This window comes from Polymorphospora sp. NPDC051019, from assembly GCF_040683055.1.
GTDB lineage: Bacteria > Actinomycetota > Actinomycetes > Mycobacteriales > Micromonosporaceae > Polymorphospora > Polymorphospora lycopeni.
Genome location: NZ_JBFBCH010000019.1, coordinates 56,243 through 78,683, shown reverse-complemented (window position 1 = coordinate 78,683; position 22,441 = coordinate 56,243). Strand labels below are relative to the sequence as shown.

20 protein-coding genes are annotated in these 22,441 nt (G+C 70.1%); 9 read left to right on the top strand and 11 right to left on the bottom strand.

The features are described from left to right. Positions 1-126 precede the first annotated feature (126 nt). The 8 genes from AB0M79_RS27720 to AB0M79_RS27685 form a co-directional block, all read right to left on the bottom strand. Positions 127-1,185, bottom strand: a complete 1,059-nt coding sequence (locus AB0M79_RS27720) for a helix-turn-helix domain-containing protein (RefSeq protein ID WP_364218864.1) — start codon at positions 1,183-1,185, stop codon at positions 127-129. Between the two features lie 224 nt (positions 1,186-1,409). Then, positions 1,410-1,556 carry a hypothetical protein gene (locus AB0M79_RS27715; RefSeq protein WP_364218862.1) on the bottom strand — a complete coding sequence of 49 codons (147 nt, stop codon included), beginning with the start codon at positions 1,554-1,556 and terminating at the stop codon, positions 1,410-1,412. Between the two features lie 62 nt (positions 1,557-1,618). Continuing rightward, on the bottom strand, positions 1,619-1,888 hold the full coding sequence (locus tag AB0M79_RS27710) for a hypothetical protein (protein ID WP_364218860.1): 270 nt from the start codon (positions 1,886-1,888) through the stop codon (positions 1,619-1,621). Further along, complete coding sequence (locus AB0M79_RS27705; RefSeq protein WP_364218858.1) at positions 1,885-2,445, bottom strand: hypothetical protein; 561 nt, start codon at positions 2,443-2,445, stop codon at positions 1,885-1,887. Before AB0M79_RS27705 ends, AB0M79_RS27710 begins: the two co-directional genes overlap by 4 nt. A gap of 19 nt (positions 2,446-2,464) precedes the next feature. Next, positions 2,465-2,689 carry a hypothetical protein gene (locus AB0M79_RS27700; protein WP_364218856.1) on the bottom strand — a complete coding sequence of 75 codons (225 nt, stop codon included), beginning with the start codon at positions 2,687-2,689 and terminating at the stop codon, positions 2,465-2,467. Then, positions 2,686-2,979: a hypothetical protein gene (locus AB0M79_RS27695; protein ID WP_364218854.1), complete on the bottom strand. Its 294-nt coding sequence runs from the start codon at positions 2,977-2,979 to the stop codon at positions 2,686-2,688. Before AB0M79_RS27695 ends, AB0M79_RS27700 begins: the two co-directional genes overlap by 4 nt. Positions 2,980-3,045: 66 nt before the next feature. Then, positions 3,046-3,246, bottom strand: coding sequence for a hypothetical protein (locus AB0M79_RS27690; protein WP_364218852.1), 201 nt, complete (start codon positions 3,244-3,246; stop codon positions 3,046-3,048). Further along, positions 3,246-4,109, bottom strand: coding sequence for a hypothetical protein (locus AB0M79_RS27685; RefSeq protein WP_364218850.1), 864 nt, complete (start codon positions 4,107-4,109; stop codon positions 3,246-3,248). The genes AB0M79_RS27690 and AB0M79_RS27685 overlap by 1 nt, the downstream gene beginning before the upstream one ends. A 741-nt stretch (positions 4,110-4,850) precedes the next feature. Here AB0M79_RS27685 and AB0M79_RS27680 point away from each other — a divergent pair. The 8 genes from AB0M79_RS27680 (at position 4,851) to AB0M79_RS27645 (ending at position 15,051) form a co-directional block, all read left to right on the top strand. Beyond that, entirely contained in the window at positions 4,851-5,057 is a 207-nt protein-coding gene (locus tag AB0M79_RS27680) for a hypothetical protein (RefSeq protein WP_212818945.1), read from the top strand. Between the two features lie 25 nt (positions 5,058-5,082). Further along, positions 5,083-6,045: a hypothetical protein gene (locus AB0M79_RS27675; RefSeq protein WP_364218848.1), complete on the top strand. Its 963-nt coding sequence runs from the start codon at positions 5,083-5,085 to the stop codon at positions 6,043-6,045. Beyond that, complete coding sequence (locus AB0M79_RS27670) at positions 6,042-8,771, top strand: thiopeptide-type bacteriocin biosynthesis protein (protein WP_364219010.1); 2,730 nt, start codon at positions 6,042-6,044, stop codon at positions 8,769-8,771. Before AB0M79_RS27675 ends, AB0M79_RS27670 begins: the two co-directional genes overlap by 4 nt. Before the next feature lie 148 nt (positions 8,772-8,919). Next, complete coding sequence (locus tag AB0M79_RS27665; protein WP_364218846.1) at positions 8,920-9,861, top strand: hypothetical protein; 942 nt, start codon at positions 8,920-8,922, stop codon at positions 9,859-9,861. Beyond that, on the top strand, positions 9,839-11,926 hold the full coding sequence (locus AB0M79_RS27660) for an ATP-binding cassette domain-containing protein (RefSeq protein ID WP_364218844.1): 2,088 nt from the start codon (positions 9,839-9,841) through the stop codon (positions 11,924-11,926). Before AB0M79_RS27665 ends, AB0M79_RS27660 begins: the two co-directional genes overlap by 23 nt. Then, the gene (locus AB0M79_RS27655; RefSeq protein WP_364218842.1) at positions 11,919-12,758 is read left to right on the top strand and encodes a hypothetical protein; all 840 of its coding nucleotides are present in this window, start codon (positions 11,919-11,921) and stop codon (positions 12,756-12,758) included. The genes AB0M79_RS27660 and AB0M79_RS27655 overlap by 8 nt, the downstream gene beginning before the upstream one ends. Next, a complete protein-coding gene (locus AB0M79_RS27650) occupies positions 12,755-14,017 on the top strand; it encodes an FAD-binding protein (protein ID WP_364218840.1) in 1,263 nt (420 codons plus the stop codon). Before AB0M79_RS27655 ends, AB0M79_RS27650 begins: the two co-directional genes overlap by 4 nt. Further along, positions 14,014-15,051 (top strand): glycosyltransferase, encoded by a 1,038-nt coding sequence (locus tag AB0M79_RS27645; RefSeq protein ID WP_364218838.1) that lies wholly within the window; start codon positions 14,014-14,016, stop codon positions 15,049-15,051. The genes AB0M79_RS27650 and AB0M79_RS27645 overlap by 4 nt, the downstream gene beginning before the upstream one ends. On the opposite strand, the gene AB0M79_RS27640 is transcribed toward AB0M79_RS27645, so the two are convergent. Next, positions 14,964-17,105, bottom strand: a complete 2,142-nt coding sequence (locus tag AB0M79_RS27640; protein ID WP_364218836.1) for a BTAD domain-containing putative transcriptional regulator — start codon at positions 17,103-17,105, stop codon at positions 14,964-14,966. The two genes, AB0M79_RS27645 and AB0M79_RS27640, sit on opposite strands and share 88 nt — an antisense overlap. Before the next feature lie 510 nt (positions 17,106-17,615). Between AB0M79_RS27640 and AB0M79_RS27635 the strand changes: the two genes are divergently transcribed. Next, complete coding sequence (locus tag AB0M79_RS27635; RefSeq protein WP_364218834.1) at positions 17,616-17,984, top strand: SAM-dependent methyltransferase; 369 nt, start codon at positions 17,616-17,618, stop codon at positions 17,982-17,984. A 301-nt stretch (positions 17,985-18,285) separates the two neighbouring features. On the opposite strand, the gene AB0M79_RS27630 is transcribed toward AB0M79_RS27635, so the two are convergent. Next, entirely contained in the window at positions 18,286-21,027 is a 2,742-nt protein-coding gene (locus AB0M79_RS27630) for a BTAD domain-containing putative transcriptional regulator (RefSeq protein WP_364218832.1), read from the bottom strand. 414 nt (positions 21,028-21,441) lie between these two features. Beyond that, positions 21,442-22,416: an RNA ligase family protein gene (locus tag AB0M79_RS27625; protein ID WP_364218830.1), complete on the bottom strand. Its 975-nt coding sequence runs from the start codon at positions 22,414-22,416 to the stop codon at positions 21,442-21,444. Between the last annotated feature and the right edge of the window lie 25 nt (positions 22,417-22,441).

The following is a 22,441-nucleotide window of genomic DNA, read 5'->3' as shown; positions in this document are numbered from 1 at the left end:
CGGATCTTGTCCGACCACCTCGGACAGCCGCTCGCGGCTCGCTCCGGCGCCTGCGGGCTCGGGAGAACGGACGATGAGCATGGGGGAGCTACGACCGCGCCACGGCCCCGATCAGCCTCGGGAACATCACTCGATGAACTCGAGGACGAAGCGCTGATCGATATGCTGGTCACAGGGCTCCTGGACGGCCTCCGCCGCAGTCTCCGCTCCGGTCGGGTCGAGCAGACCGAGGCACAGGCCGCTGCCCGCGGCTCGCAGGCGCCCCGTGCGGGGTGTGGTGTCGTCCGCGACCGGCTCGAACCGGAAGTGCTGTGCTGGATTTTCGTCGCTGCAGTCTTCCCGGGGTTCCAGCATGTCCCGGATCGGGCCCGCTTGGAGGACCGTCAGACAGCCGATGCCGCCGTCCGGGTGCCGCCAGCGGATGAAGAAGAGTCCGTTACCCGTGGCTTTCAGGCTTGTCTGTGGGATGGCGCTCGCGCACGGGACCTGCGCCGCGACGGCGTGCTGATAGCGCCCCTGGCGGTCGCGTCCCTCGGTCAGGCACATGTGCGGTGCACCGGCGGTGCGGATCAGGTAGATGCCGTCCGCCGGCGGTTGGACGGCGGGCGTCGGTGCGTTCTCGTCTCGGGGCGGCGACCCGGTCGCGCGGTCCTCGGCCTGGCGCGGCACGATCTGCCAGACACCCAGAACCAGCAGCAGGACACCGGCCACGGCGATGATCCACGGACGGATCCGGCTTCGGAGCCCCCTTGGCGGCGACGGTGCTGATGCGTACGGTGCCGCATCGATCGTGGTCCCCGCCGACGCTGCTGTTCCGGTTGTTTCGGGTTCGGGCTCCGTCCGGTCTGTGGCCAGGTCTGCGGTCAGTAGGCTTTCGGCGATCCGTTTCCTGGCCGTCAGCCATGGATCCTGCTCAACCCCGCAGGCACGGACGAAGGCGGCGACCACCTCCGGCCGGGGGAGTGTCCCGCGGCGCAGGACGTCGGCGAGCGTACTGCGCGCGAGCACGTCACCGTTGCTGGCCGCCCGTTCCTCCAGTTGCCGGAACGTCAGTCCGGAACGCTTCTTAAGTGTTTGCATGAGCTCGACGAACTCTGCGACGCTGCCTGCGCGGCGTGGATCCAAATCTGCCTGCATCCCCGTCCCATGTTGCCAGAATCGATGGTTCCCGGACATGTTCGGCATCGATGCCGGACCAATGATGGGACCATTCTCGACTTTCGATCGCGGCGCGGCTAGTACCCCAAGCCGATTCGCCTGTTTGCGCTGGTAGCGGGACCGTCGAGCGTCGGTCCAGGGCGTCTTCGCGGGATTCGATCGGTGACGATGCCGCCTACCGTTGTCATCGGAGCCTCAATGGTGGCGATTCGTGAGGAGTTGCGGTGGCGAAACACCCGATCTTAAGGGGCTCATCCCAGGTGGTTGTTCTTGGTGAGTCGGCGGTAGCAGAGCAGGGTGCGGCCGAGGTCGGCGAAGGCCTGGAAGTGGTCGGCTTTGCGTTCGTAGCGGCGTACGAGACGTCGGTTGTTCTGCAGCCAGGTCCGGCAGGATCCCACGATCCACCGGTGCTGGCCAGGCCGCTGCGACGATGGTGTTCGCGAGTTCCGGGGCACCACCTTCACAGCGAGAGCCGGTCCTGCGTCCGCGGTCCGCCCATGGCCACCGCCGCGAACTCCCGCAGCCGCGACGACACCTCGGGCATATCGCCCCTCCACAGGCGCAGCGTCACGGTCGGGTTCCCGACCGTGACGCTGCGCGCGTCCACAAACGACTGCACGGCCTGCCACACCAGGCGGGGCTTCTTCACCCGCAGCGCATGCGCGCCGCCGGATGCAGCAGGAAGCCCGTCGTAGGTGACCACCTCGACCCCAGGGCGCGGCGCGTTCATGCATGCCCCCGCTCGGCCTCAGGACCGCCGTCCACCAGTTCGCCGTCGGCCCCCGGATGCACCCACCACACGAGCAGGCAGAGCACGCCGATCCCGAGCAGGACGAGCGGCACCCAGACCCCGCCGACATGGATGAACGTCCCGAACGCGTCGGCCAGGTCGAGCTCGACTGCCGGCCAGTCGGTGGCGAGCCACGCGAACCCTGCAGCGGCACCGAGGAGCCAGCAGCCCAGCGCGTATGCGATCGCCTCCCGGTCTCCGACGGCGCGTCGCGAGACGACAGCGGCCGCGTACGTGGCAAGTCCGCCGATGATGCCCGCGACGAAGATGACGATCAGCATGAAGCGGGAAAGGCCGTGCGGGAGCGGGTCCACGCTTGCGTCGGTGATCTCCCCGATGTAGCCGAGCTGGTTCGCGAGCGCGTTGTCGAGCACGTTGACCCGCAGCACGTCATAGGCAGACGCCAGCCAGATCCCCAGGAGCATGCCGCATGCCACGAGCAGAACGGTGGCGATCACCGTCCCCATGGTGTGGGTACGCCTCTTCGGGTTCGCCATGTTTGTGGTCCTCGTCCTGTCAGCCGATGGCGTTCTGCACGGCGATCGCCAGCCAGGCCGCTACTGCGGTCGCCAGCGCGGACGACACCCACAGCAGCGCCCAGACAGCCCGTGATCCGGCCCGGGAGCGGGGCACGGACCAGAGCAGGGCGAGACTCACGCCGAGGCCGTGCGCGGCGATTCCCAAGGCCACCACCGGGCCGGCGAGCAGCCACGCGACGACGAACGCGATGGGGGTGATCACCAGGAGCGCCACGGCCGTGCGAGCCCAGCCCTGTGCGGGTCCCCACTGCGTCGCAGGGCTGCATCGAGGATCCCGAACCCGAGGAACGACAGGATGAGGCCGCCCATCACGGTCAGCAGGTAGAACGCGGCTGAGAAGAGCAGCGCCGTGTCGGTGGAGGGGATCGCGCCCGTTGTCGCGCCCAGGGCAAAACTCCCCAGGAGCATCAGGCCGAGCAGGATCAGCGGCGCTGATCCCGACACCGAGACACGGGTGCCCTCGGCCTTCGACGGCGCGGTCTGCTCGAGCATGCCGCCCTCCTCTCCTGTGCAAGTCTGCCAGTGCGCGAGCCGCGTCCGGTGGCAGCGCGTTGGAGTTCACCAGGAACGCGGCAGCTCCACCGCGTTCGCGCTGCAGTCGACGGCGACCTGCTCGGGGTTCTCGGGGTCGACGAGCAGGTGGATGCTCGAACCGGGAGAGAAGCCGGCGAGGAACCCGCGGTCGATGTGCACGACCAGCTCGGCGTCGTGCGGGGATCCGTGGAGCGGGAACTGCGCCCGCCGTCGGGCTGGGTTCATCAGGTTCCGCCTCCGCTGGAGTCCGACTCATATGGGCGGTTGTCGGGGTGGTACCCGAGCGGGTGGTCCGGGTCGAGCTCGACGAGCAGGTCGCCGGCCGGATCGGTGAAGACGATCAGCGGTGTGCCCGGGACGGGGATCTCGTGCGCGTAGGTGTTCACCCGCACCCGGATCACCTGCTCGCCGGTCTCGTCCTGGTAGCGGATCGCCACATCGCCGCCCCGATCCCAGTCGTTCGGGTCGGGGAGCGCGGCGACGACGCCCGCTCGCCGTGTGCCGGTCTCGCGAAGCCGAAGGATGCGTGCCGCATCTCGCCGAGCTCGGCGCACGCCCCGGACGGCGATCAGACAGGCGGCCGCGGCGGCGAGAGCGCCGATCGTGAACACGGTGACGTTCACGATCTGCCCCCTGTTCCACCCGTCGTGCTCGATCAGCTCCGGGTGCAGACCGATGTCGCTTGCGCGCCAGGCCCACCATGCCGCCAGGGCGGCGAGGCCGAGGGCGACGCCGCCGAGCAGTCCGGTCAGCAGGACCAGGGTGCGGGGGCGCTCGCGCATGATCAGCTCCATGCCCCGTATGTAGACGCCGGCGAGGAAGAACACCGCAAGGCCTGCAGCCGGGACCCCGAGCGCGAGCCACCACCACGAGACCGGCCCAAGATCCTCCGCGAAGCCGGCGAGGACGAGCCCGATCCCAGCCACCGCGAGCCCGGTGCTGACGGCGAGCCCGGCGACGAGAAGCACGAGCCCGGCTCCCACCGGTTCGAGAGATGCACCGTGCGGCACGCGTGTGACGTTGCCGTGCTTCTCCCCGTGGGTGGTGAAGACGGGCTGATCCTTCAGCCATGGCCATTCCTCGGCCATCTCGTGGCACCTCCTCTCGCTATCCCGTCACCATCGACTCGGCTCAAGGGCGACGAACTAGAGTTTGCCGTATGGGATGGAGGGATCGACTGCTCGGCAGAGAGTCTCTGTGCCCTGTGGTCGTTGACCCGTCGTCCGCTGGCGTCGGCGTCCCAAGACCTCACTGACCCTCTCTACGCGCGGGCCTCGGTGCTCGACCTCAATCGCAGCACGGCGGCCGTTGACGTCCAGTCACCGGGCCGGGATTCCTTCCGCGCCGAGCTGCGCGGTGGCACCGAGCCGGGGAGCTTCACAGGGCTGGTGATGCGCTGGCATGCGCCGGTGATCATCGACAACGCGGATCAGAGCACGGTGATCCTGCTAGAGCCCCCGTGCGGTCCTGATCTGCCGCTGGTGCCGCGGCCGGTGAAGCTCGCCCCGCCAGCCGACGTGTCCGGCGAGGACCGCCGCACCGCAACAGGAACCGGCAGCGTCCCATCCGCGTACCAGATGGGCGACGCCGCTGCCGGTAGCCGGATCGGGGCCGGTGCGAGGTCAACCGGTGGCGTCCGATGCAAAGGCCGGCGGCGGAGTCGGTCGGCCCACCGCAGCCGGGGCGCGCCGGGACGAGGCGGCCGAGGCGATAGCGAACGCGTAGCCGACGCATAAGTGACTCGATCACACTGGCCGTCCACAGGGCGTGGCGCGGAAACCCTGCGTAACGAGTCGCCCTAACAAGAAAGGACTGGTATGGCCGACAACATGACCGCGGATCCCACCGCGGGCAACCAGGCCGAGTACTTCCTCGACCTAGACGACCTCGACCTCGCCGGCGTCGACGTCGACACCTGGGACAAGACCGCGGGCGGTACCACCCTGGCGTGCGTCGTCCGGACGATCACGGTGGTCACCCGGGCTGCCTGCGGTTCGATCGACTGCGGCCCGCCGCCGCCCGGTGGCAGCTACTGAGTTCCGTCAGGTTGGTTAAAGACCAGTGAAACAGCTCAGCCCTCCATTGCTGTGGCTGCGGAATGGTCCGGAAGAGGTCCAGAGCCTAGTTGCGGGCCTGGACCTCGTTCGGACCGCCGCGCACGAGGACGCCAGTCACGCGTGGCTTTGCATGATCGCCAATGGCACCGCGCACTACCTGTCCACCTACGCGCCGACGGAACTGCTGTCAAGGCTCTACGCCACTGACAACGAACTGTACGGCGTGGTCGCCCCGGTCGGCCGGCTACGCACCGGCACGGATGGCGGGCTGGTGCTCGACGGGTGCTGGCGGTTCGGCTCGGGGTCGCAGCGGGCTGCCGTAATGGCGATGGGATGCGAGCCGGTGGCGGGACGGCGCGTCACCGTCCTCGTCGACCGCCTGCGGCTCGAGGTGGCGCACCCATGGGAGGGGCCGGGGTTGCTCGCTACCGCCAGTCACACCCTGCGGGCCAGCGGTGTCCGCGTCTCGCCGGCGGATGTGGTCGACATGACGGACGTCCCGGCCGGTCGACCGGTCGGGATCTACGCCGATCCGGATCTGTTTCTGGCGAACATGCCCGGGGTGGCGCTCGGGCTCGCCGAACGGCTGCTGGCGCTGCTCGGCCCGGGGCCGGTGCCCGGTGTCTGGCAGGCCACCTACGCCGAATCAGCCGCCCGCAACACGCTCGCCCGGCGCGGCTTGGTCGGGATGCTGCACAGTCTCGACACGTTGGCCCGGGCGGGGAAGCTCACGCTGTTCTCGCCGGCGTTGCGGCAGGAGTTCCTGCTGATGTTGAGCGCTGCCTATCACATCGGGCTGGATGCCGCGCTCGCGCTGGCGGAGGGGTGCGACTCGACGGACCCGGCGATCCGGCAGGAGCTCGAGCAGGCGCGGGTCGACATCGCGACCATGCGACCGCATGGTGCGATGCGACCGTCCAGGTTGGTCAACGCGGGTCCGTCGGCCCCGGCGGGAGGGCTTCGATGACCTCTGTTCCGTTGCTGTCGACGCCGGGTTGGTGCTTGCTTCGGATTCCGGTACTGCCGGCGGTGCCAGCTGCCGCCGCGCCCGAGGGCCTGGCGCGGCAACTGCTGGACCTGGCCATCGACTACGCGACCGTGTTCCAGCGCGTGGGGGAGGAGCACCGGGACTGGCAGGACCCGGCGACTCGACTGGCCGTCTACGGCAGCCGGGCGAGGTACCGGCCAACCCCGTTCGGTGTGTTCAGCCTGAGCCTGCTCGCCGAAATCAGCGACAACGACGGTGGTGCACCGGCTACCCGGCTCGATCTTGAGACCGATGTGCGGCTGCGCCGCCTTGACTTGCCGCAGCAGACCGGCAGGTGGTTCGTCAATCCCTCCCTCGCCGCCGAGCACGGCCGGTGGTCGTATCTGCACCCGGACAAGGGTGGGGTCACGTCGATGTCGGACGCCCCGGGCGTGCGCCAGCTCGCGGAGCGTTTCGCCGCGCAGTTCGCCGCCGCACCCCGGTCAGCGCAGGAATGGGCGATCGTGCTCGGTGGCGAAACCCTGTTCGACCTGGGGGTACGCCAGAGGTTGCTGCTGCCGGAGCAGGGGCCACCGATACTGACTGACCCGGCCGGGCCGGCCGCGCCGACCGAGGCGGTCAAGGCGGCGCTGGCCGCGGAGCGGCCGTTCAGGGACGACCAGTTCGTGGACGCGTTCAGCGAGGTCCGGGCCCGACTGCCCGGCGTGGGTACGGCGGCGCTGCTAGACGGGGCCGCTCAGCTTCTGCGGACGGACTGGCGACCCGGGCGACTCGACCGGGTGCGGGACCACGTGGCCGGCGGCTACAGCGGCGGGGCGGTGCCGTTGATGTGGCTGCTGACCGCTCCGGTCGACCACCCGCTGGGCAGCTGGCGGCGGCACGAAGCCGATGTCGAGGGCGCCGACCGCATGATGCCGGCGCGACGGCTGTTCGTACCGCGGGCCCGTCGCGACAGCGGCGCGGTGCAGTGGTGGCAGGAAGCGCTCACGCTGGATCAGTGGCAGACCCGCCGCACCGCGCCCCCAAACGCCGCCGTGGTCACCCAGCCGCAGTTCGGGATGGCCAACGGCGCACTGCTGGCCGAGCCGGTGGCCGGAGCGGACGCCTGGCTCAAACTGGTCCTGCCGGGCTTTTGGGGTGGGCCCGGCGCCCGGCTCAGTGAACAGCTGGGGATTCCAAAGCCCGAACTCGGTCCGACGGTCCCCGGCTGGCTTGCGGTCGAGATCGGTTGGGTACCGCCGGACCGGCGGGCGCCGTTGGTTCGCCGGCCCGAGAGCGGGTTGCCCCGACTCAACCTCAACCTGCCGCACCGCGCCGGTGACCTGCAAATAGCGGACCTGGCCGTGACCATGATGGCGGGACGGCTCCAGTTGGTTCACCGGGCCGACGGACGCCACGTGCAGCTTCGGTGGGACAGCCCGTTGACGTTGAGTAACAAGGCCAACCCGTGGTCGGTGCAACTGCTGGGATTGCTGCTGGACGAGGCCCACGGCCCGGCGCTGGCCGCCGACCCCAGCCTGTGGGCGCCGCCGGGCGGGATGGTCCCTCGCATCACCGCCGGCCGTTGTCTGGTGGCTCGGCGCAGCGTCGTGCTGGACGCGCAGCACCGCGCCGATCTGCTGGCTCTGGCCGAGGACCCGGCGCAGTTGTGCGACGTGCTCACGCAGGTGGGGCTCGGGCCGCAGGTGGAGGTGAGCGAGGGACCGGATGTGACCATGCGGTTGGATCTCACCGACGTCACTCAGCGCTGGTGGTTCACCCGGCGGCTACGTCGCGAGGCCCTGCTGATTCTGCACGAGGCCCTGCCGGTGGCGACCCTGATCGAGTCGGAGCTGGGCGGGCACATCCACGACGTGTGGGTGCCGTGGCTGCGTCCGGATCCGCAACCGGTCAGGCCGATGTCGCAGACCCGGCTGGTGGACCGGCAGCCGGCTGAGGACCCGGAGTGGATTAGCTGGTTCGTCTACGCCCCGGAGCGGGTGGTGGAGCTCTGGCTGGCGGGCACCGAAGTGATGACGCTGATGCGCCGGGCGCAACTGTTCTACATCCGCTATCACGACGATCGGCCGCATCTGCGGGTACGGGTGCACCACAGCGTCGGCGTCGAGCCGCTCCTGGCCGACCTACGCGCCCACCTGGCCGCGATGGTGCCGCAGCAGCCCTGCGAGGTCGACGTGCGGACCTGGGTACCGGAGGACTACCGGTACGGAGGTGTGGCGAACCGGGCCGATGCCGTACGGCTGTTCTGCGCCGACTCGGCCTGGTGGGCGCAGCGGCTCGCGGCCGGCCCGGACCAGGCCGGCCGGTACACGTTGGCGGTGGCCCGGATCGCCGCCTGGTGTCGGCAGCTTGCCGGCGACGATCAGGCGTTGACCCTGCTCTGCGGGCTGCGCGGGCTGGACCCGCGGCTGCCCAGCTCGCGGGCTCAGCGGGAGTGGATGGCGACCTTCCGTGCTGCACGGGCGGACCTGGAGCAGGCCCTCGACGCCACGCTCGCCGAGCCGGAGCCTGCCTTGGACTACCTGGCCGGCCTGGACAGCGACGCCTATGCCACGGCGCTGAGCAGCCTTGTCCACATGAGCGTCAACCGTGGATTGCCGCTCGGCCAGGCGACAAATCGCGAGCCGGAACTTGTGGTGGCGGCGGCGCGGTTGTTGAAGGGTCGGCAGGCGCGGGCAACCCGAAGCGCAGCGGTCGATGGCTGAGGCCGATGCCGCCCGGCGACTGCTGCGTCGGCTTGTCGCCGAGCTACGGCGGCGGGGGCACGCGAGCCCGCAGGCGGTGGCAGCCCTTGCCCTGCTCGCGTCCCGGCTGGGTCAGCAGGCCCTGGCGGCGTCCCTGACCGAACTGGCCGTGCGGGGCGGGCAGGTGCCCGACTTTCGGGTCGGCTGGCTGCGCCACCGGCTGGTGGGGGAGTGCCTGTCGCCTGGCCCCGGCCACGCCGAGACACTGGCCCGGACCCGGGCGGAGGCGGTCGAAGTGCTCGATGCCTCTTACCGGTACTACGTCGAGGCCGGTGACGTCGATCTGATCAATGGCGCCGCGGGGGTCGGGATGACCCTGTGGGATCTCGCTGACGAGCCGGCTCGCGCCAGGATGGCACAGCCCATCACCGAGATCGCGCGCTCCATCATGGAGCAGGATTCGCCCGGTCTCTACCATGGCCGCAGCGGAGGCATCCTGCTGCTGCGGATGCTGGACCGCCGCTACGGCCAGGACCGGCTGATGACCGCGGCGGTCGACGCGCTGGTCCTGCATCTGGAGCGGCTGACCCCCGACGTGCTCGACAGCGGCTGGTTGGGAACCGGCGGCGTCACCATGTGCTATGGCCAGCCGGGGATGCTGACGGCGCTGGGGCCGGAGGTCGACCCGGTGGTTCTGGCGGGAGTCGTCGATGCGGCGGTCACCGGCCCGGCCCTCGATCGGCTGGATGACCTGCTGGGCGACGTCGACGCCGACGTCACGGTCTGCCACGGACTGGCCGGGCTGAGCCTGGTCACCAAGCTCGCTCCCGGGTGGCGGGATCTGGTCGGCCCGGACCGCCGGACCCGGCTGGCGGCCCGGCTGGCCCGCCACCTGGACCAGACCGGTGACCAGGCGGTGGCTGCCGTCTTCGACACGCCGTTCCTGCTATCGGTGCTCGAGGGGACGCTCGGGATGGCGTTGGCGCTGGCGGAGACCGAGACGACGTCGCGGCCATGGTGGGGGGTCTGCGTGAGTCTGGGCGACGGATCGGCCGCCGTGGCCGGCGGCAGAGCAATGGGAGCATCCGATGACGATCAGCCTTCAGACTGAAGACAACGACTGCGGCGTGTCGGCACTCGTCGCCAGCTTGCGCCTGCAGGGACACCAGTTTTCCGAGCCGCAGTTGCGAGATGCGCTGGCAACCCGGGGCGCGTTGTCGCTTAAGGACCTGCGGGACACCTGTGCCGCCGTGGTCGGCGTGCGTTACCGCGGCCGGCGGGACTTCCCGTTCGCCGAACTGACTCCGGGCACCATTATTCACCTGCGCGTCGATCACTTCGTGACCGTTGAGCGATGGCGAGGGCGGCGCGTACGGGTTTTCGACCCCTCGGTCGGGTACGTGTGGCTGACCGAGGCCGCGTATCACGAGAAGGCCAGTGGATGGGTGCTGTCGCCAGCCACGCCGGCTCCGGCGGCGGGCGCGCCTCGGCGTCCGCGTGCCGCGACCCGGGCCGCCTGGCTCTGGCCGATGCTGCGCTCCGGGCAGATCAAGTTCCGGCAGGTTGTGCCGGTCCTCGCGATGAGCCTGCTGCTCTACACCGGCCTGACCCTGCTCAACATGATCCTGCTGCCCTACCTGAACGAGGTAACCGTCGCCGGCACGGTCGCCACGGGTACCCTGGTCACCGCGTTGGTGGCGTTCAGCGTCGCGGCCAGCCTGCTGTTCTGGCTCCGACATCGGCAGATCACCTCTCTGGGGCTGTCGTTCGACCGGGCCATGCTGCATGAACTGGTCGACCGGTTGACCCGTACGTCGGCACGCACCGAGCTGACCTCCGGCGATGTGCTGCACCGGGTGCAGAGCGCCCGCGCCGTTCGGGAGGCAGGCACCGGTCTGGCGCTGTCGCTGTTCACCGACATGGTCGCCGTGGTGATCCTGCTGGTGTTCATGGCGACGATGTCGCTGCCGCTGACCGGCGTGGTGGCCGGCGTGGCCGCGCTGCACATCGTCCTAACGATCCTCGGACGGATTCCGATCAACCGCCGTACCGAGGAGCAACTGCAACGCGACGCTGAACTCCAGGACCTGTTGATCAGCATCTCTCAGGGGTTGACCACCTACCGGGGGCTCGGGGCGATCTCACACCTTCAGGTTGAGCACTCCCAGCGGCTGGACCGGCTGCAGCGGTCGATCCGCGGGCTGGAGTACCGGCTGGCTCTGGTGTACGGGCCGAGCAACGCCCTGCGGTTCGCCGGCCTGTACGTGATTCTCGTGGTCGGCTCGGTGCTCCTGTCGGCAGGTCTGGTCAGCACCGGAGAGCTGTTCGGGTTCCTCACCCTCGGGGGTACGGTGCTGTTCTCGGTCACCACGATCGCTCAGAGCCTCACCGCCGCCGCCACGCTGGAGCGGCAACTGCGCTACGTGACAAGTCTGTTCACGTTGCCGGTGATGGAGCGGGGAGCCCGCACCGAGCCGGTAGCGGACGCGCCGGCGGTGATGCTGGAGGGGGTCCGGGTGCACCGCCCGAGGGAGCATTTCGACCTGCGGCTGGACCTGCGGGTCGAGCGGGGCGAGACGGTGACCGTCAGCGGTCCGAGCGGGGTCGGTAAGTCCACCATGGCCCAGATCATCAGCGGCTTGGACCCGGTGCCCGCGGGGCAGGCGACCATCTACGGAGTGCCGATCGCCGACTGGGACCCGGATCGGCTCCGCCCGCTGGTGTGCTACGTCCCGCCCCGGTCCGACTTCCTGCACACGACGATCCGCGAGAGCCTGTCCAGCGGGGCGACCGACGTGACCGACCAGGAGATCCACGACCTGCTCGCCGTGATGGAGCTGACCGAGGTGATGCGCCCCCTGCGGCTCGGGCTGCGCACCCGACTGCGGATCAACGGCTCGACCTTCAGCGCGGGAGAAGTACAGCGGTTCGCGTTGGCCCGGGCGCTGCTGCGCCGACCGTCGCTGTTGATCCTCGACGAGGCGACCAACTCCCTGGACCGAGACCTGGAACTGCGGCTGCTCGCCGAGACGCGGCGGCGGGTGGAGACGCTCATCGTGGTCAGTCATCGCCCGGTCGGTGAGCACCTTGACAGCCGGCATGTTCGGATCGTGCGCGACGATACCGGCGTATCCCGGCTCGAATCGACGGCGGCCGCGGCGGTCGTCGGTGCCTGAGGGAGTACGTGGTGTCCACGCCTACTGGCAGCTGCCCAGCCGCCTGCCCCGGGCTTACCAGCAGTTGTCCCGGGTGACCTGGCTGCTGAGCATCCGCTCGTGGCAGCGATACGCCGGGCCGATCACGCTCTACGCCGACCCGCCGACGATGGAGTGGCTCGACCGACTCGGCTGGCTCAGCTGCTACGACCAGATCGAGACGTTGGACGACCGGGATCTCGACCAACGCTACGACCGCGTCGCCTGTTTCGCCCTGCCGAAGCTGCTCGCTCTGGACCGGTATCCTGACGCGACGCTGGTGGACACCGATGCCTACCTGCACAGCCGGCTGCGTCTACCGGCTACCGGATCGGTCTTCGCGCATCTGGAGCACGGCGACGCCGACTTCTACTCCCGGCTGCGGGAACTGCGCAATCCCGCCCAGGTGGATCTGCCCGACTCGCCGCCGGTGGTCGGCAACACCTCGCTGTTCCGGGCAGCCGACGCGCACCTGGCACGCCGGATCAGCCACGCCGGGCTCAGCTTCCTGGCCGGCAACCCGACCACCCCCGGCCGCGACATCCACCTGCACATGACCGTCGCCGAGCAGGTGCTCGCCACCCACCTGACCACCGTCGCCGGGCAGCAGGTGGTCAACCTGTTCGACGCGCTCTGGTGCCCGCGGACGCTGCGCTGGCTGAGCGAACCGCCCCGCTTCGGCCATCTGTGGAACCTCAAACGAGGGGCGCCGGCCGAGCACCTGCTCGCCGCCTACGTGTCAGTCACCCGGACGCTTCAGAACGAATACGGTGTTGCCCAGGACCGGCTACACGCAGCCATGGAGCGGATATGATCTCGACCGAGCTGCTCGATCGGCTGGCGAACACAGGTGCCGGGGTCACCCGACCCGCCGGATCGACCGTCCCCGACGGACTCTTTCCGGACTGGGTGGTGGAGCCAGAATCGTTGGCACAGCTCACCACGCTGGTCCGGATTCTGCACAACAACGGAGTGGACTGGCGGGTAGACGCCCGCGGCCGCAACTGGGGGTACGACGACTCCCGGGTCCGCGAGCCAGGACTGATCGTCCGCCTGGCCCGGTTGGACCGGTTGGATCTCGATGTTGAACTCGGCCTCGCCACGGTGCAACCCGGGGTGACCTTCGCGCAGCTCGACGAAGCGTTGCAGGCAGCCGATGCCCGTTACTATCTGCCCCCGCCGGGCTCCGGCCCGCACACCTCGGTGCTCGGCAACGCCCTGGAGCGAGGCCTGCTCGCCGGCCTCGGCGAGCGGGAACGCCACTGCCGAGACTTCCTCGTCCTGCACCGCGACGGCCAACTCACCCGTATGGGCTGGGACGACGCCGCCGACGACCGGGTTCGGCGGGCACTGCCGTATCCACCCGGCCCGCACCTGCAAGGGTCACTGTTTCAAACAGCCGGGTACGGACCTGTCGTGGTGGAGTTGACGCACGTGCTGCCGGTGGCGACCGTGCAGACGGCCGAGCCGGTGCTGCTCGCCGGTGCCGAGCTGACCGAGGAACTGTTGCGTTGCTGGCGGGACCTGCTCCTGGGCGAGTTGGTAACCTCCACCATCCTCATCTCGCCAGCCCGCCGCCGTGCTCAAGGCATCACCGTCAGCTACGACGGGCTCGTCCTCAACCTGTACATCGCCGCCAGTTCGGCCGCGATGCTGCGCGCCAAGGTCGTCGACGTGCAGCGGCTGGCCCGCCAACACGGGCAGCGGCTGGCCGCACGATTCGCCGGCAGCCACGACGACCTGAGCATCCTCGGCGGCGATCGGAACCATCCGGAGGCGGTCGGTCAACTTCCGGAAGGGCTGGAATGGCAAACAGCGGCGTTGCCGTTCGTCCCTTCGCTTGTCGCAGCCTTCGCACGGGCAGTGCGGACGGACCCGGTGCTGGCGGACATCCCATGGACACTGCGCCCGCTCGATGCCCGGGCGTTGGTCTGGCTGGCACCGATCGTCTACCGCAAGGACGACCCGGACAGCGTCGCGTTGCTGCGGCGTCGGGTGGCCGCCGTCGCCCGGCTCCGCGACGAGTTCGCCGTCCCGGCCTACCGGTCCGGCGCGGTCCGGGGCGACCGATGAGTCATGTTCTGATCACCAGCGTCCATCGGATCCACGCCGGACAGTCCGGCGAGGCGGTCCACCTGCGCCAGCTCACCGAAGCGCTACGAGCCACCGGCGAGCGGGTGACTGTCCTGGATGGCCCGATGGACCCCGGCAGGCCCAGCGCCGGCCACGAGGCCGGACTGCGCTCGCTCGCCGACCAGCTGGACACCCTGCTGGCCCGGGACCGGCCCGACGCCGCCCTGCTCTGGGGGCACCTGGGCGAGGAGACCGAGCTGGTGCGGCGGCTGGCGGCGGCAGATGTTCCGACCGTGCTGGAGCATCCCGCCGCGGACCTCCAGCCGGTGCCGGAGACACTGCGGCTCATTGACGAGGTGGTGGTCCCGTCCGAATTCGCACGGCGGCTGTTCGGATCGCAGACCGGCCGCCAGGCTCGGGCCATCGAGCCGTGCCTGCGCGGCTGCGACTGCCCATCGGATACGCCCCGCGAGCCGCCCCGTAGCGGGCCCTACCGGCTGACATTCATCAACCCGGAGCCGGCCAAGGGGCTCGGGGTGGTGATGCACCTCGTGGCGGCAGCCAGTGCGGCGAAGCTGCCGTTCCGGTTCCGGTTCGTCGAGGGGCGATGGACCGCGGCCCACCTCGCCCGGCTCGGCATCGACCCTGCGGACCTGCCCGGGGTGGAGATCGTCGAGTATCGCGCCGACATCTGCGCGCTCTACGCCGAAACCGACCTGCTGCTCGTACCGAGCCTGTGGCAGGAGAGCTTCGGGATGGTCGCCCGCGAAGCCGTGATCCACGGCGTACCGGTGGTGGCCACCCGGGTCGGCGGGCTGCCGCAGGCGGTCCGTGGCGGGGGAGTATGCCTCGAACCGCCGCAGTGGGGCGACGGCTACCAGGTCACGATGACCTCAGCCGAGGTCAGGGCCTGGCTGACCGCCGTGGCTACGGCGCTGCGCGGCGCTCACCGGCCACTACCAGGCCTACTGTCTCGCACCACCGCGGACAGCGTCCGGGCGTACCGGGCCGTGCTCGGCTCGTCGGCGAAGTGAACGTGAACGGCGGCCCGGCCCATGGCATCGGCGATCACCGAAGCTGGCGTGGTCCAGCGCTGCTCGCCGGCTACCGCCACCACCGTCGCCAGATTCTCCTGCTCTTCGTGCAGCCAGTCCCGCGGCGTGGCGAGCAGCCGGTCCAGCTCCGCCGGCGAGAACAGCGGCCGAGCAGAGCGACCCGGCCGCGGATGCCGATCGTCCATCCGCCGTCGGCGGGACGGCGCCAGCCGGTGGACGGCCTCCTGCGCCAGGACGCTCCAGCCGTCGACCGCGCGCGCCAGCACCTGGTCGGCGGATACGGCGGTGAGGGGCGATTCGTCCGCCGCAGCGGTGAGCGCGTAGGACCGGACCAAGTTGGGGAGCAGGTAGCGGTGCGGGCCCACGGTCTGGCGCGGCACCGGCGTCAGCAGGTGGGAGCCGACCAGCTCGTCCAGTGCCTGCATAGCCTCGCGGGGTGCCAGCCCGGCGCAGATCGTGGGCGCCCAGTCGGGGACGGTGACAGTCGGAAGTACGGCGATCCGACGTAGCGTCAGGCTCGCCGCCTCACTGAGCGCCCGAAACGACGGTGCGAGGTTGTCTCGCATCGACCCGGCGTCGGTACTCAGCTCGTCGAGCCGGTGCTGCGGGTCCCGCAGCAGCGCAACCAGGTCGGCGGCCCACCGGCCCCGGTACATCCGGCAGGCGGCGAACCACAGGGCCAGCGGCAGGCCGTCGCAGAGCACCGACAGCTCGCGGACTGCGACCGGCTCCGCCGACAGTCGATCGGGGCCGAGATGAGCGGCGAGGGTCTCGAGTCCCTGCGCGTGCGACATCGGCGCCACCAGGTGCCGGTGCGCCCCGGGAAGGGAGAGCTGCCAGCGGGTGGTGACCAGCACCGTGCAGCCGGCTCCGGCCGGCAGCAGCGGCAGCACCTGGTCGACCGCGCGGGCGTCATCGAGCAGCAGCAGGCAGCGCCGGTCCGTCAAGAGGCTGCGCAGGAGCGCGGCCCGCGCCGCCAGCTCGGCCGGAATCGCCATGTCGGCGACGCCCAGCGCGCGTAGGAGCTCTTCGAGCACCTGGTCCGGGTTCCGCGGCTGCCCGCTGCCCGCGAGGTCGGCGTACAACTGACCATCTGGATAGGCGGCGGCGACGGCATGAGCGACCTGGAGCGCCAGGGCGGACTTGCCGACTCCGGGCGTGCCGTGCAGCAGCGCGACGCGCGGACCGGCGTTCGCAGGCCGGCCCGGGTCGCTACCCAGGCGCCTGACCAGGTCCGCCAGGTCGGCCTGGCGCCCCACGAAGAGCGGCGACGCGGGCGGCAGCTGGGCTGGCCGTGGCTGGTCGGCGAAACGCAGGGGCGGCAGCTCATTGACGGTGACGGCGAGGCTCGGATCCTGCCGGAGAACGGCCTGCTCCAACTCGCGCAGGAGCGGACCCGGGTCGAGCCCGTGCTCGTCTACCAACAGCTGGCGGCCTTGCCGGGCCACACTGAGCGCCTCCGGCTGCCGGTCGCTTCGGTACAGCGCCATCACCAGTTGGGCGCGTAGCAGTTCCCGCAACGGATACTCGGCGACGTACTGGGTCAACTCCGGGATCAGGTCGCGGTGCGAACCGAGCTGGAGCTCGATGTCGATCAACCATTCCAGGTCAGCCAGCCGGGTCTCCTCCAGCCCTTCACGGGTCGGGGCAACGAACGCGGCGACCGCACCGGTCAGTGCCGGGCCTTTCCACAGCGTCAGCGCATCGCGCATGAGCTTGCGGGCGTTGGGAAGCCGGCGGCGGTTGCCCTCGACTCGTGCCAACTCGGCGAGCCTGGTGTAGGTCGCCAGGTCGAGTTCGTCCGGGGCGAGGTCCAGCACGTAGCCGCCGGGCTTGGTGAGTAGCGGCACCGTCGCGTCGTCGGCTCGCCGCAATGTCCAGCGCAGCGCCGAGATCTCGGACTGAATCTGTGCCCGTGCCGTGGCCGGCGGCGTGCTTTCCCAGATCGCCGTGGTCAGCTGGTCGACCGACACCACACGGTTGGCGTTCAGCAGCAGGTAGGCGAGCACCGCTCGGCGGCGCGGCCGTGCCACGCCGACCGGCTCGCAATCCACAGCTGCGCCGACCGGACCAAGCACCGTGAAGCGCAACGTCATGTGGCTGCCCGGGGGCTCTGTCGAAGACCACGAAGGGCAGCAGCGTAGTGAGCCGGCGGCAGTTGGCGACCTGCTCGGAGCAGAGCCAGCTCCGCCATCCGGGCGGGGATGGACCCGATGCCGGCACGTTTGGTTCTTCGGCAGGTCCGCAGGGGCGTGACCGGGCCGTCGGATAGTTCCGCCGGTCCGGAGGAGGTGCGAGCGAGGAAGTCCGAAAAGCATGCGGGCGCCGATTCCTGGCGACGCTGCGGTGTTCCTGCCGTATACACCCTGAGAACCGTTTTCGCTCGGGTGACAAGGACCGTATGCACCGGGGCTCCTGGATCGGTTGGCGGCGTTGCTGAATCCGTCGCGCGATGTCCGGTCGAGGCCCGATGGCCCGCGCCCTCATTTGAGTGCCAGCGAAGGCCGGTGAAGCGGACACGACACGGATGCCGTTGCGCTTAGGTGTGTCCGTACGGCAGAAGGGTATGGCGATCCACATACAACTTCGGTACAAGTGGCGTACATGCGGAGCCTCAAGCCGTGCCATATAGCAGCGCGTGCCGGATAGCTTCACCTAGCGTGCGTGCTTGGCCTAGGTTGGTACTGCTCGAAAGGGCCAGCACTCCGAGAATTGTCATCGACCGGCTACCGGCCGCAGTGCCGTCCGGAAGCTATGTGGCCGTGGCCAACACGACCACGGCGGTCAACGGCGAGGTCACCGCCGAAGCGGTCCGGGCGTGGAACACCGATGCCCAGCCGAACCTGAAACTGCGAACCCCCGAGCGGATCGCCGAGTTCTTCACCGGCCTTGAGATCGTAGAACCGGGCTGATTCTCATGCTCACGATGGCGCCCCGAGCCGCACGAAGACGGCAGCCCGCCGGTCGAGGTCGACCAGTGGCGCGGAATCGTTCGCAACCCACAATGCGCCCACCTCAGAAGGAAATGTCGACGGGTGGGCGCAGCGGGGCGACGCGCGCCAGCGCCTCGTACATCGGTTCTCCCGGAACGCGTCCACGAATGGGCGGTCCGGTCGCCCAACGACTCCGCAGCCGGTGAGGTCCCCGTCGAACGGTGCCGGGTACCGGATGGACAAGGTCTCCGGCACCCGCAGCGTCCGAAGGTGTCGAACCCTAACCTTCTGACTCGTAGCGTTCGAGACGGCGACGTGTCTCCTCGGCCGCCGGGTCGCCCACGTCCTCGTAAATGCGCACGGCCTGACGCCAGGCGGCGGAGGCAGCAGCCCGGTCGCCCATCCCGTCCCGGGTGTCCCCGAGCCGGATGAGGGTTTCCGCCTCGTGATACCGGTCGACGGAATCACGAAAGAGCTGGATCGCCTGCTCGTAGCAGTCGGCCGCGCGGTCGCGATCACCGAGGCGGTCGTAGGCGAAACCGAGGCTGTCCAGCGTGGCGGCCTGGCCGTTGCGGTCGTCGCTGCGTCGTTGCTGGGCGAGTGCTTCGGTGCAGCTCTCGATGGCCTGGACATAGTCGCCGGTGGCGGCCAGCAGCCAACCGATCGCGTTGAGCGTCCGGGCTTCCCCCGAACGGTTGCCGACCAGCCGGTACAGCCGCAGCGCCTCGCGACCGTGTGTGAGCGCCTCGTCGAGCCGGCCGTCCAGGTAGCAGAGTTCGCAGTAGTTGTGCAGCGTCTGGGCCTGGCCAGTGGGATCGCCGAGGCGTTCGTGCAGCTCAAGTGCGCGCTTCAGCCGGTGCTCGGCGGTGTCGTGGTCGCCGAGTCGGGTCAGTGCGCGGGCGAGCAGCCGGTTGGCGGCGGCCTGCCCGGCGAGGTCGTCGATCTTTTCTGCCGCGGCCAGCGCGACCAGTTGGGTGGCGAGCTGGTCCTGCCACAGGCCGCGCGGTGCCAGGAAGGTGTTCAGCGCCCAGGCGATCTGCCAGGCGTACGCTTCGAAGCCGTTCTCAGCGGCCTGCTGGACCACCCGCATCAGCACCCGGTGCTCCACGGTGAACCAGGCGAGCGCGCCGTCGTGACCGGTCACCGGCCGCCTGCCGGGTACGGGCAGCGGTGGCACCGGCTCGATCGGGGGCCACTGCGGCTGGAGCAGCAGGGCCGCCGGATAGGCATCGTGCAGGTAGTGGTCGTAGAGGCGTGCCCGGGCCGCCTCGTGCTCGTCGGCGCGATCCGGCGACTCCGCGAGCTCGGCCGCATAGACCCGCAGAAGATCGTGGAAGGCGTACCGGCCGGGCGCGTGCTCGGCCAGCAGATGGAGCCGGGTCAACTCCCGCAGTCGCGGCGTAACGTCCGCGGCCGACACGCCGGCGAGCGCCGCGGCCGCGGCGGGGGTCAGGTCCGGGCCCGGATGGAGCCCCAGCAGGGCGAACAGTCGGGCCGCGTCCTGCCCCAGGGCCAGGTACGACCAGGAGAAGACGCGCCGTACGTCGCCGTCGGCCAACGCGTCCAGCCTCGCCTCAGCCGAGTGCAGTTCGGCGGCGATGGCGCCGAGCGGAAACGCGGGATGGGTGGCGACGCGTGCCGCCACTATCGACAGCGCCAGCGGGAGCCGGCCGGTCGCCTCGACGATGTCGGCCACCGCGGCCGGCTCGGAGGCGAGGCGGCCGGCGCCGAGCCGGCTGGCGAGCAGGCTCGTCGACTCCTCGGCGGTGAGCACACTGAGCGTCAACGGCGCTGCGGACTCGGCGGCGATCAGGCCGCCGAGCCGGTCGCGGCTGGTGACCACGACCATGCAGCCGCCGGCACCGGGCAGCAGGGCGCGAACCTGGGCGGAGTCGCGAGCGTTGTCGAGCACCACGAGCATCCGGCGGGAGGCCAGCAGGCTGCGGTAGAGACCCGTCCGGGCCTCCAGGTCGGAGGGTATCCGGGCCTGGGGTACGCCGAGCGCCTCGAGGAAGCCGGACAGGGCGTCGGGCGGCGACACCACCCCGGCTTCGTCGTACCCACGAAGGTTCACGTAGAGCTGGCCGTCGGGGAAGCGGTCGGCCACCCGGTGCGCCCAGTGCAGCGCCAGGGCGGTCTTGCCGACCCCGGCCATGCCGGACACCACAGAGATGACCACTGTCGTAGGCCCCTGCGCCCGGCTGTCCAGGAGAGCGTCGAGGCTGGCCAGCTCGACTCCGCGGCCGACGAACTCCGGCACCGCACGCGGCAGCTGTTCGGGGCGCTGGATGAGCGGCCCCGGTGGCGCGTCCGGTGCCGGCCGCGGTGGCGGGCACGCTGCCAGCCCCGGGCGGTGATGCAGGATGTCGTCGTACAACTTGGTGAGCTCCGGCGCGGGATCGAGGCCGGTCTCCTCCGCCAGCACCTGCCGAGCCTGCCGGAAGGTATCCAGCGCGCCGGCCGCGTCACCGATGCGGTAGAGGCCCACCATCAGCTGCCCCCACGCCCGCTGCCGCAGCGGGTGCCGGTCGAGCAGGGCACGCAGCCGGTGAATCACGTCGGCCGTCGCGCCGAGCGCCAACAGCGCCCCGGTGTAGTCCTCCTCGGCGAGCAGCCGGCGCTCCTCCAACTGCCCCACCCGCCGGGCCAGCGCCGCAGGCAGCGGCAGGTCGGACAGCGGGTCCCCACGCCACAGTCCCAGCGCAGCGGAGAGTTCGGCCTCGGCCCGGGTTGCATCCGAGGCGGCGAGAGCGTCGCGGCCCCGCGCCGCCGCGGCGTCGAACAGGTCCAGATCCCGTTCGCCTGGTTCCACCCGCAGCAGGTAGCCGCCGGCGGCAGCGGTTATCCCCTCCCAGGACGTCCCGCCGCCCAGCGACTGCCGCAGGCCGCGTACGTAGGTGCGCAGGTTCGCCGCGGCCGACGCCGGCTGATCGTCGCCCCACAGCATTGCGGCCAACTCGTTGGTGCCGACGATCTCGTTCGGACGCAGCAGCAGGGTGGCCAAGAGGAGACGTTGCTTCACCGAGCCCAGCGGAACTGGCTGGCCATCGCGGTACACGCGGATCGGGCCAAGGAGGTCGAAACGCACAAGCACCTCAAACGTGGGCGCTGTCACCGAGTGCACCGTAACCCGATGACGGGGGCGAGTTGGTAGTCTATACGTCAGTTGCGCAGCGATTGTCTGGGCTCCACCGTACGTTCGGCCGTCCACACTTTTCCATCGGACAGCGCACTCCACGCGCACTGGATGCGCGACGACCAAGCGGGCGCCTACCCACACCCGCGCGCGGCCACCCTCGCCTCGTCCTGCGAGACCGTCTGACCCGACACGATCGAAGCCCTGCGGGTGCCGAAAACCTCATCCACGCCGGCCGCTGGCCTGCAGCAACCTGGGTAGGTAACCGGCTCTGTCAGACCAGGAGTAGCTTGCCCGCTGCTACCTGTAGTGCGCGTTCTCGGCACTGCCGGCGTGCCCGTCGATCGCCGCAACCCGGATGGCGTGTCGTACGTGCTCCTGTAGGGCGCTGTCCGCCGCGTGGTCCAGTCGTGCCATCGCCGTCGGGAAGGCGTTGGTGAGGTCGATCAGCACATCCAGCACGGCTTCGTCGACGATGGCGGCCTGGTTCACGCCCACCTTGGAACGGGCGGAGGCAAGGCGTATCGGGTTTGCCATCCGCCCGGCGATGGCAAGCAGGTCTGTCAACGTGAGCGGGGCGCCGGCGTCGAAGGGTTGACTATCGTCGAAGCGTTGCTCGTCGAACTCGGCGATCTTGTGCTTGACGATGGAACGCTTTCCGGGCGGCAGCGCCCGATCAGCGCGCAGCACGACACCTTCTGCCAAGTTCCCCGATAGGGGCGGCAGCCCGAGCGAGTCCGGGATTGTGGTGACGAATCTCGTCGGTACCGCGTCGAGATCCTGGCGTCGGCCTCGCCCGAGCAGTGGCACGACGTCGAGTCCCGCGACCACCGCCACCTCGCGTACCTGCGCGAACGGCAGGTACGCACCCTCCTCGTCGTCGGCATTCTGCACGAGTACGTCGAACAGCGCGAACCGCAGGTCCGGGCTGTACCAGATACCGGTCTGCACGGCGGTAACCCCGGGTGCCGGTGGCACATCGGGGTGCGGGTAGGCGCCCCCGTACAACTCGCCGTAAAGGCGCACTGCCGCGCCCGGCCCGGGCAGCGCGGCGTGGGCCGCCGCCACCAGCCGGTCGCGTAGCAGCTGCCAACCGAAGAAGGGGTCCTCGTCACGTAGCCATGCCTTACGCTTGCCGACCCGCGTGGTGCGGCCGTCCGTTGCCACGACCAGCTGCGCACCGTGGATCTTCTCGGCCGCAATCCAGGGACCGGCGACATCGCGGGCGCTAATCGTGCCAATCTTCGGATACTGGATATGCTGCACCCCCACCATTATGGGCACCGTAGACGCCATGTCA

What these genes read in the sequence shown, in the direction of transcription:
- AB0M79_RS27720 (WP_364218864.1), bottom strand. Translation starts at nt 1,185, where the DNA reads ATGCCGAACATGTCCGGGAACCATCGATTCTGGCAACATGGGACGGGG.
- AB0M79_RS27710 (WP_364218860.1), bottom strand. Translation starts at nt 1,888, where the DNA reads ATGAACGCGCCGCGCCCTGGGGTCGAGGTGGTCACCTACGACGGGCTT.
- AB0M79_RS27705 (WP_364218858.1), bottom strand. Translation starts at nt 2,445, where the DNA reads ATGGCGAACCCGAAGAGGCGTACCCACACCATGGGGACGGTGATCGCC.
- AB0M79_RS27695 (WP_364218854.1), bottom strand. Translation starts at nt 2,979, where the DNA reads ATGCTCGAGCAGACCGCGCCGTCGAAGGCCGAGGGCACCCGTGTCTCG.
- AB0M79_RS27690 (WP_364218852.1), bottom strand. Translation starts at nt 3,246, where the DNA reads ATGAACCCAGCCCGACGGCGGGCGCAGTTCCCGCTCCACGGATCCCCG.
- AB0M79_RS27685 (WP_364218850.1), bottom strand. Translation starts at nt 4,109, where the DNA reads ATGGCCGAGGAATGGCCATGGCTGAAGGATCAGCCCGTCTTCACCACC.
- AB0M79_RS27680 (WP_212818945.1), top strand. Translation starts at nt 4,851, where the DNA reads ATGACCGCGGATCCCACCGCGGGCAACCAGGCCGAGTACTTCCTCGAC.
- AB0M79_RS27670 (WP_364219010.1), top strand. Translation starts at nt 6,042, where the DNA reads ATGACCTCTGTTCCGTTGCTGTCGACGCCGGGTTGGTGCTTGCTTCGG.
- AB0M79_RS27660 (WP_364218844.1), top strand. Translation starts at nt 9,839, where the DNA reads ATGACGATCAGCCTTCAGACTGAAGACAACGACTGCGGCGTGTCGGCA.
- AB0M79_RS27650 (WP_364218840.1), top strand. Translation starts at nt 12,755, where the DNA reads ATGATCTCGACCGAGCTGCTCGATCGGCTGGCGAACACAGGTGCCGGG.
- AB0M79_RS27645 (WP_364218838.1), top strand. Translation starts at nt 14,014, where the DNA reads ATGAGTCATGTTCTGATCACCAGCGTCCATCGGATCCACGCCGGACAG.
- AB0M79_RS27625 (WP_364218830.1), bottom strand. Translation starts at nt 22,416, where the DNA reads ATGGTGGGGGTGCAGCATATCCAGTATCCGAAGATTGGCACGATTAGC.